The following is a 17,886-nucleotide window of genomic DNA, read 5'->3' on the forward strand; positions in this document are numbered from 1 at the left end:
TCGATTCGCGATCTGGAGGGACACGGCTCAAATCGAGTCGTCAGTTTAGACACATTCCAGTCGTCAACTTGAAGATCCTGATGCCGTCACCTTGGACCCGGGGTCCCGAGGTTCGTGGTCGCTCTACGGGCAGTGTCCTCTAGTTACTCCGAAATGTTTGACCTGTAGGTCAGCAGTACATCCACACCTAGGAGAAGCTCACATGCGCCCGAATCAGATGACCAACAAGTTATGATTTGCGCCTTGTCATACCATTAGCAGGCCACTTACGCTCCCATTAGCAGGCCTTTTACGCTACCTTTAGCCGCACTCGACGTCACACGATCACCGCGCGTTGTAGACCGTAATCTCTCCCGCACCCAGCGCCGCGCGGTACTCGCGGAAGACCTCGAGTGCATCCGCTTTCGCGAGACCGTCGAGGGCCCGGATGCCGCGTGCCTCAAAGGCCCCTGCCCAGTCCTCGACCATCGGCCCCTCGTCGAAGGTTGTGATTTCTTCCACTTCAGGACCGGAGCCCGCGAGCGCCAGGGTCGTGATGCCCGACCACATCGCCGCACCATAACACTGCACACAGGGGCGCCAGTTCACCACGAGTTCGTGTTCGGGGCGGCCCTGGGCTCCGAGATTCCAACGACCAAGCCGTGCCTGCGCAAGCCCCAGAGCTACCACCTCCGCGTGTGCCGAAGAGATACCGCTAGAGAGCACGACATTCACGCCAACCGAAACAATCCGACCGGTTCCTGCATCCACTACCAGCGCAGCAAAGGGACCGCCACTTCCTTCGCGCCAATTGCGCGCTGCGAGCCGATTCACCAGCGCAATTCGATCTTGTCGCTCAGGTAACGTATCCGGCACGTCGCTGAGCTCCTTCGCAACCCAGTCCGGGAGCGAAATCTCGAAGGACGATGCAAGCGGTGGGAAGTCCATGAGACATAGCTTGCGACCATTACCCGCGAAGGACCTGCACACCACAAGATTGATGTGGATAGGAGTCCAGACTCGTCGAGAAGTGTGACGTCGCACGATATGGCGAACTGCACTGCAGCGCGGTGATAGGCCAGCGCGATGAGGGCCGAGTTGTGTCACCTTCCTTGTACGTATGTCAGAAAAGTGCACGCCACGGGAGCGTGGTGGGCGTGTCGTCAGCGTATCGCCTGTGGTGTGCACTTTTCACAAAGTCGCAGGCGAGGCGGCAGGATCGAGAAGCTAACCAGCTCGCAGCATGGCCAGACGGCTTTCGGCGCGGAAGAGGTCGGCGGGTGGATGCGGCACTTCTGCGAACGCGCCACGGTCGACTTCGGCGATCACTATGAGTCGGCGGTCGGCGTGCACGAGCACGTCGATGAGTGAAACAAGGCGCTGCCGGGCTTGGCGGCTCGCACGGGCAAGCGGCGGTACACCGGTGAGGACCCAGTCATCAAAGCGCTCGGCAAGGTCGAGATAATCTTCGGCAATCGAGGTGACCTCGAGCAGATCCGCGAAGTCGAACCACACCTCGCGGTCCCGTACAGCCATCGCGCGAAGGGCGCGGTGGCCGTCGAGCACGGTGGTCGATTCCCCGGTCGAAGGCAGTACGAGTCCGTCGGGCAAACGCGAGGCGGCTTCCTCAAGATTTGCCGCAATAATCCAACGGCCCGACGCGAACTTTGTGGCCGCAGCTCCGCCCGCACCACCAACCTCACGTCGATAGTCGGTGCCGCCATCGATGATCCTCACCTCGAAACAGTCACGAATCAGCTTGATGGTCGGTTCGACCACATGATGGTAAATGCGGTTGTCGAGCAGTTTCTCGGGCTCATAGTTCGAGGTGGACAGCGTCGGCACACCGCGCTCCACGAGCGCCCCGACGAGGCGGTTAAGTAACGCCGCCCCACCCGGGTCATGCACGTGAAGTTAATCAAAGAAGAAGAGACGAGTGCCGTCCTGTAGCTCGGCAACGGTCTGTTCGATAGCATCCCGCGCGCTCAATCGCCCCGCGAGACTGCGTTGCAACTCCTGGAAAAAGGTGTGGAAGTGCACGCGCCGCTTAGCTGAGTCCGGAAGCGGCGCGGCGACAAAAATCTCGTTCATGAGCCAGGTCTTGCCGCGCCCGGCGGGGCCATGCACGAAGTAACCGGCCGAGGAGGATTCCGCTCTGAGCCCACGCTCGAGGTAACCCGAGACATCCTCAAGCAGCGATTGCTGGCCCGCATCAAGCACGATACCCTGCGCATCCACCGAAGCCGTGACCGAGCTAACAATGGTGCTGTCAATGGCTCCAGCTGCGGACCTCTGATCGCCCTCCGAGAGGGTTTCACCACTCGCATCAGCCATCATGTCGCCGCCGCGCGGCTATCGCTTATCGCTCACGTCTGGGGATTGTAGATCAACGCACCTTTAGTTCACTTGCCGAACCGAACTACATCCCCAGCAATGCAAGTGGAACAACCGCCACGCCGTCTTCGCGACGGTACGCCGTGGTCCCTGATGAGATGACGACCAGGTCGGCAACTCGATCGGAAAGTTGCTCCCGAAGCCAAAGCAGGTGCCGAACATCCTCGTCGCGAATCGCCGCGGCGAGCTTCACTTCAATCGCAACAATTTGTCCGTCCAGTCCCTCCACAATGAGATCGATCTCGCGGTCCCCGTTACGGCTTCGCAAATGCCCCACTCGCGCACCCGCAGCTTGCGCTGCAGCCCGAACGCTCAGCGTCGCGAGTGATTCAAACAGTGGCCCAGCCATTCCTGCGCCGCGCGAGGTCATGAGCTGTCGCTCACCGATCCCCAGCAGACGTAACGCCAACGCGGGGTCTGCAAGCTGATGCTTTGGAGCTTGTCCCAGCCTTCCAAGTTCATTCCCGACCGGCTGCCAGCCCTCAACCTCATCGAGTAACCAAAGCTGAGTGAGGTGATCTCGGTATGCGATAGTCGTTGTTTTAGCGGGTTGTGCTCCGTCACCGGCAGTGGATGCGGCCAATATTTTTGCATAGCTCGTTGTTGACGACGATGCTGCACCGTACGAAGCAAGCCATCGACGAAGCGTCACAGGTCGACGAACTGAATACCCGAGTTCCGGAAGATCGCGGTCAATCACCCGCTGGATATAAGAGTCAAGTTGACCAAGACGCATTCGCTCGGGAAGCCCCCGAATACCGGGGAACCCGCTCGCAGCGATTTCATGAAAGTAGTCGCTAACTGAAAATGTCGAGGTGCCATGAATCTTCGAGTCACTCTGTTGTAGCAGTGATCCGAGACTTACGGTCGGGTCCGCCACTCCCCGCTCAAAGAGCGACATCGGCCGCATTCTCAATGAAAGGATGCGTGCGGCACCGCTATGCGTACCACCGGCATTCATCGGCGTCGCACTACCGGTAAGAATGAACCGGCCCGGCGGCGCATGACAGTCCACCTGACGCCTGACGGCATCCCATACGTGCGGAAGGCGCTGCCATTCGTCGATCAACACCGTCCCCGCAGGTAACGAAGACAGAGTGGTGTCGGCACTCAGTAGTTCTCGCTGCTCAGGGTTGTCCAAGAAATAAGCAACGCTTGACCTCCGAGCGGCCGTTTCTGTCTTGCCAACACCTTTTGGCCCGTCAATCGCTAACGCTGCAGCGTGGGGTAGAAACTCATCCAATTCGGAATCGATCGCACGTAGAAGATAAGTCACACCATTACGCTACCTTTAGCAGTTCTTATACGCTACCGTTAGCAGGGTTGTTACGCTACCTTTAGCAGGGCTTCTACGCTACCGTTAGCCGCGCATAGTTCACCCGCCGGACGCTGGGGACGGAGCGACATTTTGGTTCCGTCCCCAGCCATTTCGTCCGAGCTTTCCCCTACAGCAACTCTCGCGGCCGCTCGAGCAGACGCACAACCTCTTCGAGGAAGAGCGCTCCCGGATAGCCATCGATCACGCGGTGGTCGATGGTCAGGCTGAGGGTCATCTCCTGCCGCCAGGCGAAGCCCGAGCCGAAACGCACCGGCACCTCTCGCGAGCGCCCGATGCCGAGGATCGCCGACTCCGGCGGATTGAGAATCGGCGTGAACGAGTCAATCCCCTGCCCGCCGAGGCTCGTGACAGTGAAGGTTCCGCCGCTATACGCATCCGGCCCTAAGCCACCCGACCGCGCGCTTTCCGCGAGTTCGCGCACGCGAGTGCCGAGCTCGGCGAGCCCGAGCTCATCGGCGTCGCGGATCACTGGCACGACAAGTCCGTCTTCGAGCGCCACAGCCATCCCGATGTTGACGTTTGGGTCCCGCACGAGGGTATCCCCCTCGATTCGCGCGTTCACGCCCGGATGCGCACGCAAGGCGAGCGCGCAGGCGCGGATCACCGCATCCACGTACCCCGGCTTTCGGGCACCGCCGCCGATTGTCTCCCGCAGCTGCGCGAAATCGGTGACGTCCGCGGTCGTCGTAAGCGTCAGCTGCGCCGTGTCGCGCAGCGAAGCGCTCATCCGCTCGCCGATCACTTTGCGCATTCGGCTGAGCTTCTCCGTGCCAGCTCCATCGGTGGATGCAACGGGTTGCGGTTCCGAGGAAGTGCCAACAGGTGCGCTGGATAGCGCACCTGAGGAGACTGCCGAAACCGAGGAGCCCGACGGTTGTACTGCCTCGACCGGCGCAGGTGTGGATGCGCCAGCAATCGCCGCTTCGACGTCGGCCACCACGATCCGACCGTTGGTACCGGTTCCGGTAATCGACCGCAGGTCGATGCCCTTTTCTTTCGCGAGTTTGCGGGCGAGCGGCACCACCCCGGTCACGCGACCGGAGGCTGCCCGTGCGGCTGCCGCATCCCGCGGTACCGAACCCGCAGAAGGCAACCCATCCCCAGCATCCGCCGAGACCGAAACCGAGGTCGGCCCAGCACCACCGGCACCCGCATCCCCCACCGCAAGAATCTCCACCAGCACCGTATTCACCGGCACCGTCTCACCCTCGGGCACCAACGGCGCCCCAAGCATCCCGGCCTCCGGAGCAGTAACCGTATCGGTCACCTTTGCTGCTTCAATCTCGACGAGTTCCTGGCCGGCGGCGACCGTATCGCCCTCGGCCACGAGCCAGGTCGAGACGGTCCCTTCGGACATTGCCATGCCCCACTGGGGCAGCTTCACTTCGATAGTCATGCTGCGACCCCCTATGCCAGCACGTCGCGGACGGCCTGTTCGACCTTCGCCGCGTTCGGGTAGAGCGACATCTCCAGTTTGGAGTTGTACGGGATGTGCGTGTGCGGTGTCACCACGCGCTTGATCGGCGCTTCGAGATCCCAGAATCCGTCCTCGGCAACCAGCGCCGAGATGTGGGATGCAATGGAACAGACATCGTGCGCCGGGTCGACGATCACGAGGTGGCCGGTCTTCGCGACCGAGGCGAGAATCGCATCCAGGTCGAGCGGGAAGATCGTGCGCGGGTCGAGTACCTCAACCGAGATGCCCTCTTTCGCGAGCGACTCGGCCGCCGCCATCGACGCAGTGATCCCGCCCGAGATGCTCACCACCGTGACATCCGTACCCTCTCGCTTGATATCTGCTTCACCGAGCGGAATCGAGAAGTCCTCGCTCGCATCCGGCACCTCTTCTTTCACGCCACCTTGCGTGAAGTCTTCGAAGACCAGCACCGGGTCGTTGGTTTGGATCGCGGTTTTCAGCAGGCCGTACATGTCCTTCGGCGTGGAAGGCGTCACGATCTTGAACCCGGGGATGGTCGCCATCGTGTTGTAGGGCCGGTCGGAGTGCTGCGCCGCATTCGAGACCATGTACATCATCGGCATTCGCACGGTGATCGGCAGCGTCGCTTGGCCGCCATAGAGGTAGGTGGATTTCGCGATGATCGAGGTGAGCTGATCCATCGCGACGTAGAGGAATGGTGCCATTTCGATTTCGACGATGGGGCGCATCCCCACCATCGCGGCACCCGCCCCGGCACCGACGTAACCATTCTCGGAGAGCGGGGCGTCTCGCACCCGCTCGTGACCAAATTCATCCACCAGCATGCCGTTTTTATTGCCGGTCGTGCCGAGGATACTCCAGCTGACGTCGAGGCCCATAATGAACGCCTTTTCGTCTCGCTGCATTTCTTCGCGCTGCGCTTCGACGATCGCGTCGAGATACGACAGTGTGCGCATGAGTTTCGCCTTTCTGCTGAGCGTCTAGCGTCGGATCTCGACGGGTTCGGTGAATACGTGGGTGAAGGCTTCTTCGACCTCTGGTTCGGGCGAGTTGCGCGCGAATTCGATCGCGGCTTCGACCTCGGTTTTGATCTCGGCTTCGATGTCGACGAGGATGCTCGGGTCGAGTCCCAGCTCTTCGGCGCGTGCTCGGAAGAGCATCAGCGGATCCTTATTGTCGCGCCAGTCGTCGATTTCGGATTGTTCGCGATAGTGCTCGGTGGGAAGCCCGACGGCGTGGTTTTCGTAGCGGTAGGTGCGGGTTTCGACGAGCGACGGACCTTCGCCCGCCCTGGCCCGGTCGACCGCTTTCTTCACCGCTTCGTAGACCGCGAGGAAGTCCTGCCCGTCGACGATTTCGCCGGGCATGTTGTAGGCGACCGCGCGTCCCGCGATCGAGTCGGATGCGACCACCTTGCGCCACGCGGTCAGCTCGCCATAGCCGTTGTTTTCGCAGACGTAGACGGCGGGCAGATCCCAAATCGAGGCGATATTGAGCGACTCGTGAAAGGTGCCCTCGTTGGATGCGCCGTCGCCGAAGAAGCACAGCGCCACCTTCCCATCATTCTGCAGTTTCGAGCCGAGCGCGGCGCCCGTGGCGACCGGTAGCCCCGAACCCACAATCGAGGTCTCCCCGAGTGACCCGACCGAGAAGTCGGACAGGTGCATCGAGCCTCCCTTGCCCTGGTTCACCCCGTCTTTGCGGCCCATGAGTTCGGCAAGCAAGCCTTTGATATTCGCGCCCTTGCCGATCGGGTGGCCGTGCGATCGGTGCGTGCCGACCATGTAGTCGCTGTCTTCGAGCGCCAGACAAGATCCCACAATGGATGCTTCCTGCCCGGTTGAGGTGTGGAAGGCGCCATAGAGTTCGCCCTTGAGTAGCCACCAACCGGATGCAAGTCGCTTCGTCGTGGCTGCACGTTGGTTGAATCACATGGGAAACAAACGGGAAAACGACCGGAAAGCATTCACCTACACCCCACCCCACAGATTCGCTTCTCAATAAAGAGTTGCTAGGCAGTAGCCCGACAGGCTATATTTGCCACATTGGGAAAGCGGTTACCCACTCGACCACTTACAACGATGTAAGGAGACCCCCGCATGAGCAGCGCAACCACAGCCACCCCGGTGATTGATTCACCGCAGAACAAGCGGCGAACATCCAAGCCGAAGGCAAGTTCCTGGCGCCAGTCCGCATCCGGCTACCTCTACCCCACGATCTTTGTCCTTATCGCATTCGTCGCCTGGTGGGGCGCGACCTCCGCGGGCCTCGTCGCTCCCTACATCCTCCCCTCACCAGCCGACACCTTGGCGGCCTTCACCGACAACGTCGCCTACCTCTGGCAGCACACCCTCGTGACCACCTGGGAGACCGTCCTCGGCTTCCTGATCTCAGTGGTCGTCGGTATCGCCGTCGCGATCGTGATGGTCTACTCGCGCACCCTCGAGCGCACCTTCTACCCGCTCATCCTCTTCGCCCAGGTCATCCCGAAGATCGCGATCGCGCCGCTGTTCATCGTCTGGCTCGGCTTCGGCCCGCAGCCGAAGATCCTCGTCGCCGTGCTGATGGCCTTCTTCCCGATCGTGATCGCGGGCATCTCGGGCCTGCGCACCATCGACCCCGAAATCCTTGAACTCACGAGCACCATGGGCGCATCCCGCTGGAAGACCTTCATGAAGGTGCGCTTCCCGGCCGCCCTGCCCGAGCTGCTGTCCGGTATGAAGATCGCCGCCACCCTCGCGGTCACCGGTGCGGTAGTCGGTGAGTTCGTGGGCGCCAATGAGGGGCTCGGCTACGTGATCCTGCAAGCCAACGGCAACGTCGACACGGCCATGCTCTTTGCAGCCCTGATCATCATGTCGCTGCTAGGCATCCTGCTGTTCGCCGTCATCCTCGTGGCCGAACGCATCCTCGTGCCCTGGCACTCCTCACGACGCAACCTCGAGCAGTAACCCGCTGCGCGCATCCATTTCACAACAATCAACACAATCTGAGAGGCAACCAATGTCAAAGAAGACACTTCGCACCACTCTCGTCGCTGCGGCGGCCGCCGCGGCACTGCTACTCACGTCCTGCTCGGGCGCGGGCGGCACGAGCCCCACGACCGAAGGTGAAGCAGCAGGTGAACTCACCGATGTGACCCTCATGCTCAACTGGTACCCCTACGGCGAGCACGCTCCCTTCTATTACGGGGTCGAGCAGGGCATCTTCGAAGAGCACGGCATCAACCTGAACATTCAGGCGGGCCAGGGCTCAACCAAGACGGTGCAGGCAACCGGCCAGAACCAGGTCGACTTCGGTTGGGCCGATACCCCCGCGGTGCTGTCGAATATCGACAAGGGTGTGGGAGTGCAGAGCGTCGGCGTGTTCCTCCAGACCACGCCTTCCGCGGTACAGGTCTTCGCGGATTCCGGCATTACCGAACCCGCCGACCTCGTGGGCAAGACCATCGCGACCTCCGCGGGTGACGCCCCGACCACCACCTTCCCGCTCTATCTCGAGGCCGCGGGCCTCAACCCCGACGACGTCATCCAGCAGAACCTGGATGCGGCGGGCAAGATGGCAGCGATGATGAACGGTCAGGTCGATGGCCTGATTGGTTTCGCCCACGATCAGGGCCCGACCATCGCTAATGAGAGCGGCAACGAAGTTGTCTATCTGAAGTACTCGGATGTTGGCCTGAACTTCTTCTCGAACGGGCTCATCGCGAGCAACCAGATGATCTCCGACAACCCCGAACTCGTGCAAGCCATGGTCGACGCGACCTCCGAATCCTTCGAAGCCGCTGTTGCCGACCCCGAAGCTGCCGTCGCGGCGATGGACGGCAAGGACCCGCAGATGCCGGTCTCCGAAGTGCTCCTCGAGCAGTGGACCGCAACCGCCGAGCTGCTGTCTTCACCCACCGCTGGAGACGTCGTCCCCGGCACCAACTCCACCGAAGACTGGGAGGCCACCATCGAGGTGCTTGCCGAGGCAGGCCTGATCGAAGAAGCAAAGCCCGTGGACACCTACTTCAACGCCAGCTTCGCACCCGCGGGAGGCACTGAATGAGCACCCTAATCACCGAAAATAGGACCAGCACTCCCATGAACTCTGACGGCAACGGCATCCTGCTCGACGTCGACAACGTCGGCATCAAGTTCGAAACCAAGCGCCGCAGCGTTGAGGCACTGCGAGACGTCAACCTCGAGGTTCAGCAGGGCGAGTTCATCTCGATCGTCGGCCCCTCGGGATGCGGTAAGTCGACGCTACTGCGCGCGGTCGCGGGCCTGACGGTGCCAACTTCCGGTGGCATCCAGCTGCGCGGCTCGGAGGTGCAGGCGCCCCGACAGGATGTGGGCTTCGTGTTCCAGCGCCCGGCGCTTTTGCCCTGGCGGGATGTGCGCGGCAACATCATGCTGCAGGCCGAGATGCGCGGGCTCGACAAGAAGCAGGCCACGCGTCGCTGTGACGAGCTTTTGGAGCTCACGTCGCTGACCGACTTCACGAAGGCACTCCCCCACGAGCTTTCCGGCGGGATGCAGCAGCGCGTTTCGCTCTGCCGCGCGCTGCTGCACGACCCCGACGTGCTCCTCATGGATGAGCCCTTCGGTGCGCTGGATGCGCTCACCCGCGAGCACTTGAACGTCGAGTTGCAGCGCCTGTGGGCACAGACCGGAATGACCGTGCTGCTCGTGACCCACTCGGTGCCGGAAGCGGTCTACCTTGCAAGCCGCGTGGTCGTGATGGGCCCGCGGCCGGGCCGCATCATCGAAGAGTTCGAGGTCGACCTGCCGCACGAGCGCGAATACGAGCCGACGCTCGAAGACCCGCGCTTCCACGCGGTCGCCGGCCGCACGCGCGAGCTCCTCGGCAGCCCGATGGGTGGCGACTAAGTATCTTTTGAACGCGGCGACCGGCCTGCGGGATCTGTTCCCGCAGGCCGGTCGCCTTTTTGTGTGCGCGGAGCGTTCGGCGGTCGCCTGCCCGTTAACTCGTCACTCGATGCTGTGCATGCGGCTCGCCACAGCATCCATCGACGAATTAACGGAAGACCCTCCCGCTGCTCCCGCGGCGTTCGGCGGGCGCGTTAGTATGCGCGGCCCGGAGTGAGAATCCCTGCGGGGTCGAGCGCCGCCTTGATTGCCCGTTGCACTCGCAATTCATCATCGCTGAATTGCAAGGGCAACTCGTGAAGCTTGACCGCCCCAATACCGTGTTCGCCGCTGATCGTCCCACCGAGGTCCAGTGCCAAGCGCGCAATATCCTCGATCACCACTTCGGCAGCCGCATAGCCTTCCGGCGTGTCCTCCGCTTCGACGGTGGGGTGCAAATTGCCGTCCCCAGCATGCGCGACGATCGAAATACCTCGGTCGTGCTTCTTCGAAAGGTCCGCGATCCCGCGAAAAACCGCTGCCAATTGAGCCACCGGTACACCCACGTCGCAAGACACTCGCAGTCCCTGCGCCGTGAGCGCAGGGTTCGCCAAACGACGGGCCTCGAGCAGGTCATCCGATTCGGAGATCGCCCAATCTTGCCCACCGTGCTGCCGACAAATCTCGACAATAGACTCAGCAGCAGCCTCAGCATCCACCCCCACAGTTTGGCCGACGAGGAGTGCCGCCCCTGGGACTCGCAGGCCAGAAGGCGCAAACGCCTCGATCAGCTCAACACTGCGAGCGTCAAGCAGTTCGAGCACCTCCAGCTGCACTGCGCTGTTGACGATGGCGGTAATGGCACGCCCGGCCGCTTCGATATCGTCGAAGTTTGCGCGGAAAGTCCTTGGTTCCCCCTCCGGCAGCGGTTTCAATCGGACGGTCGCCGACGTGATCACCCCGAGCGTGCCTTCCGAACCCGTGAAGAGGCTCGTCAGGTCAAGCCCAACGGTGTTCTTTCTCGTTCGCGCACCGGTGCGAATCACAGTGCCGTCGGCCAGCACTACCTCCAGTGCGGCAACGGAATCGCGCGTCACTCCGTGTGCAATACAGCGAAGCCCACCCGCATTCGTCGCGATATTCCCACCAATGGTGGAGGTGCGCGCGCTCGCAGGATCGGGGGCAAAGAACAGCCCGTGATCATGCGCAGCAGCATCGAGGTCAGCGGTGACCACCCCGGCTTGCACGTCCGCGAGCCGGTTTTCGACATCGATATCGAGGATGGCGTTCATCCCCGCGAGCGAAACCACCAGCCCGCCGGGATAGGCGACCGCCCCACCCGAGAGCCCTGTACCCGCACCGCGCACGGATACTTTCACTTCGTTTGCATGCGCCCAGGCAAGCGCAGCGGAGACATCTTCGGTTGATTCGGCCTCGACTAAAGCAAGGGGCATGCCTTCAGGCGCATATCGTGAGCTGTCACGGGCAGCTTCAGCGAGCGCAACGGGGTCAGTGATCACTCGATCACCGAGGGCATGTTGCAGCGAGGTGAGGACGGAGGTAGACAAAGACGTTCCTTTCGGTAAGTGAACGCGGCGCATATTTGAGAACCGAGCGAACTAACGGGATGTGCTGGAGAAAGGGCTCTTCGATTGTTCAGCTTCATGCTCCGGGCCGAGTGGGATCCCGCTTCGGTCGCGGAGCAATAGGGATGCAGTCAATCCAATCACGGTCATACCGGCCAGGTAGAGGGTCACGGAGAATCGGGGTCTGATCCCGCAGGCCGATCACCTTTTTGCGCGCGAGCAGTCCCCGCAGCAGTCGGCACCTACCTGCCAGCCCACCCACCTCCCACAGACCCGTCACTCGATGCTGTTTTCGGGGCCTCCGAGAGCACCTATCGACGAGTTAGCGAACCACCCGCTCAGCGATCCGTCACTCGATGCAGTTTTCGCGGCTCTCAACAACATCCATCGACGAGTTAGCTTCGGTGTGGCACCGCCGAAGAACCCAGGCACGCAGAATGCCCGCCTCCGAAGAGGCGGGCATTCTGGTTGTTCATGGACTCATGCGACCATGAACACCCAGCTCGAAATCGCAACAAAGAAGCCGGGCGGGGATGGCGCAGCTACGCCAGGGCGAACTCCGTGAGGTGCTCGCCCACCGCGGCATCGAACTTCTGAACCATCTCAGCGACGGCATCATCGTACGACTTCGCCCACAGGTCGGCGTTGAAGACCTCAACCTCAACGTCGCCCGCGTAGCCCGCGGCGTTTACTAGCGCGGTCAACCGCGCAAAATCGATCACACCGTCACCCGGCAGGTGGCGCGCGAGAAGCACATCCGCCGGCAGCGGTGTCTGCCAGTCGCACACCTGATAGGAGGCGATCCGGCCGTCGCGACCGGCTCGGGCGATCTGCGCCTCAACATCCGGATCCCACCAGACGTGGAACGCATCCACCACCACGCCAACCGCAGAACTACCGACCCTGTCGGCGATGTCGAGCGACTGGCCGAGGGTCGAGAGCACCGCGCGGTCCGAGGCATACATCGGATGCAGGGGCTCCAGCGCGAGCGTCACCCCGGCAGCCTCTGCCTCGGGCGCAAGCTCGGCGATGCCCTCCTCGAAGCGGGCCCGAGCATCCTCAATCGTGCCGCCCTCGGGCACGCCGCCCGCGACCATCACGAGCGTCGCAGACGATCCGGGCGCGCCAGCTTCGGCGAGCACGCGCGTCTCTTCGATCGCGACGCGGTTCGAATCGAGCGCAGCCTGGCGATTATCCGGCGAGGTCAAGAATCCAGCGCGGCAGTTGCTCGAGAATCGCAGCCCCGAGTCGCGCAGCAGCTGCGCCGCGCGCTCGAGCCCGACCTCGGCGATCGGTTCGCGCCACAGACCGATGCTCTGCAGCCCCTGCCGCACGCTCACGTGGAGTGCTTCGGCAAGCGACGCGTGCTTGATCGTGCCCTGATTCAGCGAAAGTCGCGAGTGCGCGCTCATGCTGCGTCTCCCTTCAGAAGTCCGTCGAGGCGGAGCATTCCGTGCCAGCGTTCGAGTGCGAGCTCCGGGCGTTCCAGCGCGCCGGATGCGTTCGCGAGTTCAACGATGCGCGAGAGGTGCGGCAGGCTGCGTGCCGAATGCAACCCACCCACCATCCGGAACGCATCCTGGTGGCCGTTGAGCCAGCTCATGAACGCAACGCCGGTCTTGTAATAGAACGTCGGGGCAGCGAAAACTTGCCGCGATAGTTCCTGGGTCGGAGTGAGGATGCGCGAAAACTCGGCTTCATCGCCCCGGTCGAGTGCCTGGATCGCGGCGGATGCATTCGGTGCCAGCACGCTGAACGCGCCAAGGAGCGCATCCGAGTAGCTGCCGTCGGCGTCCTCGCGAATCAGCTCGACGTAGTTGAAGTCGTCGCCGGTGTACATCGTGACGCCCTCGGGAAGCCGCGAGCGCACGACCCGCTCAGCCTGCGCATCCAGCAGGCTCATCTTGATGCCGCTGACGCGAGCTGCGTGCTTCGTGACGATCTCGATGAGTGTGTCGGCCGCGCGTTCCCACGCGGGGTCGCCGAAGTAGCCCGCGAGGCTCGGGTCGAAGGCGGTGCCAAGCCAGTGGATCACCGCTTTGGTCGACACCTCGGAGAGGATGCGGTCGTACACGCGCACGTAGTCGGCCGGCGACTGGGCGGCGCGGGCGAGGTGGCGGCTCGACATGATCACGGGGATCACGCCCTGTTCCTCGGCAAAGTGCAGCTGGTCGAGGTAGGCCGCCTCGATCTCGTCAAGCGAGAGCGTCTCCTCGGTGCGGCCGTCGGTGTTCACACCCACGGCCACGCGGCCCCCGTCCGCACGCGCCGCTTCCGCGGTGCGGGCGATCAGCTCGCGGGTCGCGGCCGCGTCGAGGCCCATATTGCGCTGGGCGGTGTCCATCGCATCCGCAACGCCCAGGCCCCAGGCCCACAGCTGGCGCCGGTAGTCGAGGGTCGCATCCCAGTCGATATCGGCGGGTGCACCGGGCACCGTTTCGCTCGTGACCTTCGGGATGACGTGGGCCGCGGCGAAGAGCTCGCGGGACTTCAGGCCGTCGGTGGGTTTCTGGAATGCGGGAGCGGCGAGTAGGGATGCGGTGTGTCGCGATCCGTCGGCACCGAGCAGTTGCAGGGTGGCACCGGTTTCGGCGCGGTCGGATGCGAGGGTTGCGGATGACTGTGTGGCGGTCATTAGGCACCTACCGGTTCTGCGACGGGCGTGGATGCGGCCTGGTTCGGTGCGATGGCGCGCTCGGCGAGCGCAACCCGGCGCCCCTCATCGTGTGAGGCGAGGGCTGCCTCGGCGAGGAGCATCCCGTCGGCTCCCGAACGGAAGTCGTAGGTGTGGTTGCCGTCGTCGAGCACGTAGCGGAGGAACTCGATCCACTGCAGCTTGAAGCCGTTTTCGGTGGGGTCGTTCTGCGGTACCTCGATCCAGTCTTCGGCGTAGTCGTGGGTGTCGGGGAGGTCCGGGTTCCAGGTTGGCTTCGGGGTGGCATTTCGCGGCTGAATCTTCGCGCCGAACAGGCCCACCACGGCGCTGCCGTGCGTGCCGTCCACGTGCAGTTCGACGAGCTCGTCGCGGTTCACACGGACGGTCCAGCTCGAGTTGAACTGCACGATCGGACCGTTCTCCAGGTCGAAGATGGCGTAGGCGGCGTCGTCGGCGGTGGCCTTGTAGGTCTCGCCGCGCTCGTCCACGCGCTGCGGGATGTGGGTGCGGGTTTCGGTGTAGACCGAGGCGATCTTGCCGAAGAGGTTCTCGATCACGTAGTTCCAGTGCGGGAACATGTCGACCACGATGCCGCCGCCGTCTTCCGAGCGGTAGTTCCAGCTCGGGCGCTGTGCATCCTGCCAGTCACCCTCGAAGACCCAGTAGCCGAATTCGCCGCGGACCGAAAGGATTTCTCCGAAGAAGCCGGAGTCGATTAGTCGCTTGAGCTTGAGCAGGCCCGGCAGGTAGAGCTTGTCGTGCACGACCCCGTTCTTGACCCCCGCTGCTTCGGCTTCGTCGGCGAGCGCGACGGCCTCGGCGTAGCTTTCGGCGGTGGGCTTCTCGGTGTAGATGGCCTTGCCTGCGGCGATGGCCTTGCGGATCGCGGGCACGCGCAGCTTCGTGACGAGTGCGTCGAAGTAGACGGGGAAGCCCTCCGCCGCGAGTGCCTCGTCGAGGTCGGTCGTGTACTTCTCGATGTTGTGTTTTTCGGCAAGCTCGCGAAGCTTCTCTTCATTGCGGGCGACGAGGTAGAGCTCGATCGGCTGTCGCGAGCCGTCGGAGAGCGGCACCCCGCCCTCGTCGCGCAGCGCGAGCAGCGAACGCACCAGGTGCTGGCGGTAGCCCATCCGACCGGTCGCTCCGTTAACGATGATTCCGAGTGTTTCCTTGGCCATGTCCGTCCCTTCGTCTGAGTTCTCTTCGTCGAGATATCTGCGGTGGCGTTGAGGTAACCATATGGGAAAGCGCTTACCCAATGCAAGTGGAAAGAAAAATTGCCCCCGAAACCTCAGCTTCAGGGGCACTGGTGAGCCGCGTTTAGGCGGATGCACGCTCCCGCACCGGCGTGCTTTCACGGACAATTACCGAGGTGTTTACCTTGAGAACCTGCGGATCTCGCGCAGCGTCAGGGTCAATCGCGAGCTTCACAGCGCGATAGCCCATGTCGGCAAGTGGTGCCACGACTGTGGTCAGCGTCGGGGTCACATCCCGCGCCGTATCGATGTCGTCAAAGCCTGCGATGGAAATATCTTTTCCGGGAGTTTTCCCAAGGTCGCGCAGCGCGGTCATCGCTCCAATCGCCATCACATCGCTGGTGGCGAAGATCGTGTCCACTTCGGGAACGCGCGAGAGCAGGGTACGCAACCCCGTGTATCCACCGTCACGCGAAAACTCCGCCTCGACCACCGCATCCGTCTCGAGCGAAGTGCCCGACTCTTCAAGCCCCTCACGGAACCCGGCCACGCGATCACGGTTAGTCATGAGCCGCTGCGGGCCGGTGACAATGCCGAAGCGCTGGCCCCCGCGCTCCACCAGCACCCGGGCGAGTTCCCGCGCGCCCTCGCGATTCGCGAGTTCGACCACGTCGAAGGGTGATGGCGACTGCGAGATCAGCACGACTTTGCCGCCAGTCGAAGCGAAGGCCTCGAGCTGCTCGTCCAGGAGCGCCTGATTGGGGTCGGCAACACTCCGCGAACCACTCAGGATGATCGCGCGCGGCCGCTGGCTGCGGAAGGTGCGCACAATATCGAGTTCGTTCTGTGGGGTGTGATCGGCAGCGGCGAGCGTCACCACGAGGCCAGCCTCGTTGGCACCACGCATGACCCCGGCAGCAATCGCGCTGAAGAAAGGGTCGGCGATATCGCTGACCACCACGGCCACCGTGGAGGAGGCCCCCTTCGCCACAGCCTGTGCCGAGAGATTCGGCAGATACCCGAGCCGATCGGCAGTCTCCTGCACCCGCTTGCGGATATCCTCACTCACGCGCCGCGTACTGCCATTAATGGCCCGCGAGGCCGTCGCGATTGACACCCCGGCGGCCTTTGCAACCTCGCCAAGCGTGACCGGCTGACCCTTTGCGCTCATCCCAAGCCCCCTTTCCAAGCTGTGCGGTGCGCGCCATTGCGCCTAGCACGAGCATATCGGGAAACGGCTTTCCCAAACACCACAGGAGCAGATATCTTGTCCTTATGCAGCGCCGCATTGTTATTGCACCAGACTCCTTCAAAGGCACCGCCACCGCTTCGGAAGTTGCGGCGGCTATTGCGCGGGGATGGCGTTCCGTACGCCCCGAGGACGCCATCGAACTGTTGCCGATGGCCGACGGCGGTGAAGGAACAATCGATGCGCTCGAGGTTTCCGATCCGGGCTCGGCCCGCGTCGCTTGCACGGTGCGCGGGCCGGTCGGTGAACCAACTTCGGCGGAGTTATTGCGCCTGAGCGACGACTCTTGGCTGGTTGAGCTTGCGGAGACCAGCGGCATCGACAAGGTGGCCGAGGTCTCGCGCCTCACTGCCCGGCTCGCGACAACCTTCGGGCTCGGTGAAGCGATTCGATACGCGACTGTGCAGGGTGCGAAACGGGTGCTCGTCGCACTCGGCAGTAGCGCATCCACTGATGGTGGAGTAGGTGCGCTGATGGCGCTCGGGGCGCGGTTTGAGACCGCGGAGGGTGAGCCGATTCCTCTCGGAAACGCTGGGCTCGCGTCAATCGAACACGTTGATCTGTCGTCGATCGATTTGCTGCCGCCGGAGGGCATTGTTGCATTGACCGATGTCACGAATCCGCTGCTGGGGCCGGAGGGTGCTGCGGCGGTGTTTGGCCCGCAGAAGGGTGCTTCACCTGAGGATGTGCGGGAGTTTGACGCTGGACTCGCGCACCTCGCGGAGGCGTTGGGCACTTCCAATGCCGAAGTGCCGGGGGCAGGAGCTGCGGGCGGGACCGGCTACGGGCTGCTCGCTATCGGCGCCGAAATTCAGGCGGGTGCGCTCGCCATCGCGGATGCCATTGATCTTCCCGCGCGGATCGCGGAGGCCGACCTCGTCATCACCGGCGAAGGCAGCTTCGATGAACAGTCGCTCGCCGGGAAGGTGCCCTCGGCGGTACTGAACCTCGCCGCAGAATCGGATGTTCCGGTTGTGGTCGTTGCGGGCCGGGTTGCCGAAGGCTTGGTTGGCAGCCAGTTTGGCCCGAGCCAGGCGCACTCCCTCACCGAACTTGCCGGTAGCGACCTGGCGGCCATGACGGAGACCGAGCGCTGGCTCGACGAAGCCGGCGCCGCGGCGGCGCGAGAGTTTGGGGACGCGTAGGTCCGGTGACTCTTCCGTCCCCGCAGTTTCTACGGCTCCGACACAGCGGGG

At 63.0% G+C, this 17,886-nt stretch carries 13 protein-coding genes and 2 pseudogenes; 4 read left to right on the forward strand and 11 right to left on the reverse strand.

All coding sequences use genetic code 11. The annotated features are described in order from the left end of the window. Positions 1 to 324: 324 nt before the first annotated feature. The 6 genes and pseudogenes from F8O05_RS10465 to F8O05_RS10490 form a co-directional block, all read right to left on the reverse strand. A complete protein-coding gene (locus F8O05_RS10465) occupies positions 325 to 927 on the reverse strand; it encodes a nucleoside deaminase (RefSeq protein WP_158052692.1) in 603 nt (200 codons plus the stop codon). A gap of 279 nt (positions 928 to 1,206) precedes the next feature. Further along, positions 1,207 to 2,316: pseudogene (gene zapE / locus F8O05_RS15250) on the reverse strand (cell division protein ZapE). Positions 2,317 to 2,398: 82 nt separating this feature from the next. Then, on the reverse strand, positions 2,399 to 3,649 hold the full coding sequence (locus F8O05_RS10475; protein WP_158052693.1) for an ATP-binding protein: 1,251 nt from the start codon (positions 3,647 to 3,649) through the stop codon (positions 2,399 to 2,401). A gap of 169 nt (positions 3,650 to 3,818) precedes the next feature. Then, the gene (locus tag F8O05_RS10480) at positions 3,819 to 5,108 is read right to left on the reverse strand and encodes a dihydrolipoamide acetyltransferase family protein (RefSeq protein ID WP_158052694.1); all 1,290 of its coding nucleotides are present in this window, start codon (positions 5,106 to 5,108) and stop codon (positions 3,819 to 3,821) included. A gap of 11 nt (positions 5,109 to 5,119) precedes the next feature. Further along, positions 5,120 to 6,106 (reverse strand): alpha-ketoacid dehydrogenase subunit beta, encoded by a 987-nt coding sequence (locus F8O05_RS10485; RefSeq protein WP_158052695.1) that lies wholly within the window; start codon positions 6,104 to 6,106, stop codon positions 5,120 to 5,122. Between the two features lie 24 nt (positions 6,107 to 6,130). Continuing rightward, a pseudogene (locus F8O05_RS10490) lies at positions 6,131 to 7,000 on the reverse strand (thiamine pyrophosphate-dependent dehydrogenase E1 component subunit alpha); the annotation flags it as partial. Positions 7,001 to 7,249: 249 nt separating this feature from the next. On the opposite strand from F8O05_RS10490, the gene F8O05_RS10495 reads away from it, so the two are divergent. Genes F8O05_RS10495 through F8O05_RS10505 form a run of 3 tightly spaced genes read left to right on the forward strand, consistent with a single transcriptional unit; the run spans position 7,250 to position 10,024 of the window. Next, a complete protein-coding gene (locus F8O05_RS10495; protein ID WP_158052697.1) occupies positions 7,250 to 8,101 on the forward strand; it encodes an ABC transporter permease in 852 nt (283 codons plus the stop codon). A 52-nt stretch (positions 8,102 to 8,153) separates the two neighbouring features. Continuing rightward, positions 8,154 to 9,200, forward strand: coding sequence for an ABC transporter substrate-binding protein (locus tag F8O05_RS10500; protein WP_158052698.1), 1,047 nt, complete (start codon positions 8,154 to 8,156; stop codon positions 9,198 to 9,200). 35 nt (positions 9,201 to 9,235) lie between these two features. Further along, positions 9,236 to 10,024 carry an ABC transporter ATP-binding protein gene (locus F8O05_RS10505; RefSeq protein WP_158052699.1) on the forward strand — a complete coding sequence of 263 codons (789 nt, stop codon included), beginning with the start codon at positions 9,236 to 9,238 and terminating at the stop codon, positions 10,022 to 10,024. Between the two features lie 194 nt (positions 10,025 to 10,218). Here F8O05_RS10505 and F8O05_RS10510 read toward each other — a convergent pair whose 3' ends face one another. The 5 genes from F8O05_RS10510 to F8O05_RS10530 all read right to left on the reverse strand — a co-directional run bounded on the left by F8O05_RS10510 (position 10,219) and on the right by F8O05_RS10530 (position 16,612). Continuing rightward, positions 10,219 to 11,571, reverse strand: coding sequence for an FAD-binding oxidoreductase (locus F8O05_RS10510; protein ID WP_225735854.1), 1,353 nt, complete (start codon positions 11,569 to 11,571; stop codon positions 10,219 to 10,221). Between the two features lie 560 nt (positions 11,572 to 12,131). Then, positions 12,132 to 13,001, reverse strand: a complete 870-nt coding sequence (locus F8O05_RS10515; RefSeq protein WP_158052701.1) for a sugar phosphate isomerase/epimerase family protein — start codon at positions 12,999 to 13,001, stop codon at positions 12,132 to 12,134. Then, the gene (locus F8O05_RS10520; RefSeq protein WP_158052702.1) at positions 12,998 to 14,224 is read right to left on the reverse strand and encodes a DUF993 family protein; all 1,227 of its coding nucleotides are present in this window, start codon (positions 14,222 to 14,224) and stop codon (positions 12,998 to 13,000) included. The genes F8O05_RS10515 and F8O05_RS10520 overlap by 4 nt, the downstream gene beginning before the upstream one ends. Next, on the reverse strand, positions 14,224 to 15,423 hold the full coding sequence (locus tag F8O05_RS10525) for a Gfo/Idh/MocA family protein (protein ID WP_158052703.1): 1,200 nt from the start codon (positions 15,421 to 15,423) through the stop codon (positions 14,224 to 14,226). The genes F8O05_RS10520 and F8O05_RS10525 overlap by 1 nt, the downstream gene beginning before the upstream one ends. 142 nt (positions 15,424 to 15,565) lie before the next feature. Further along, positions 15,566 to 16,612 (reverse strand): LacI family DNA-binding transcriptional regulator, encoded by a 1,047-nt coding sequence (locus tag F8O05_RS10530; RefSeq protein ID WP_158052704.1) that lies wholly within the window; start codon positions 16,610 to 16,612, stop codon positions 15,566 to 15,568. A 104-nt stretch (positions 16,613 to 16,716) separates the two neighbouring features. Between F8O05_RS10530 and F8O05_RS10535 the strand changes: the two genes are divergently transcribed. Further along, entirely contained in the window at positions 16,717 to 17,835 is a 1,119-nt protein-coding gene (locus tag F8O05_RS10535) for a glycerate kinase (protein ID WP_158052705.1), read from the forward strand. Positions 17,836 to 17,886 lie beyond the last annotated feature (51 nt).

This window comes from Gulosibacter chungangensis, assembly GCF_008831155.1.
Classification (GTDB): Bacteria; Actinomycetota; Actinomycetes; order Actinomycetales; family Microbacteriaceae; genus Gulosibacter; species Gulosibacter chungangensis.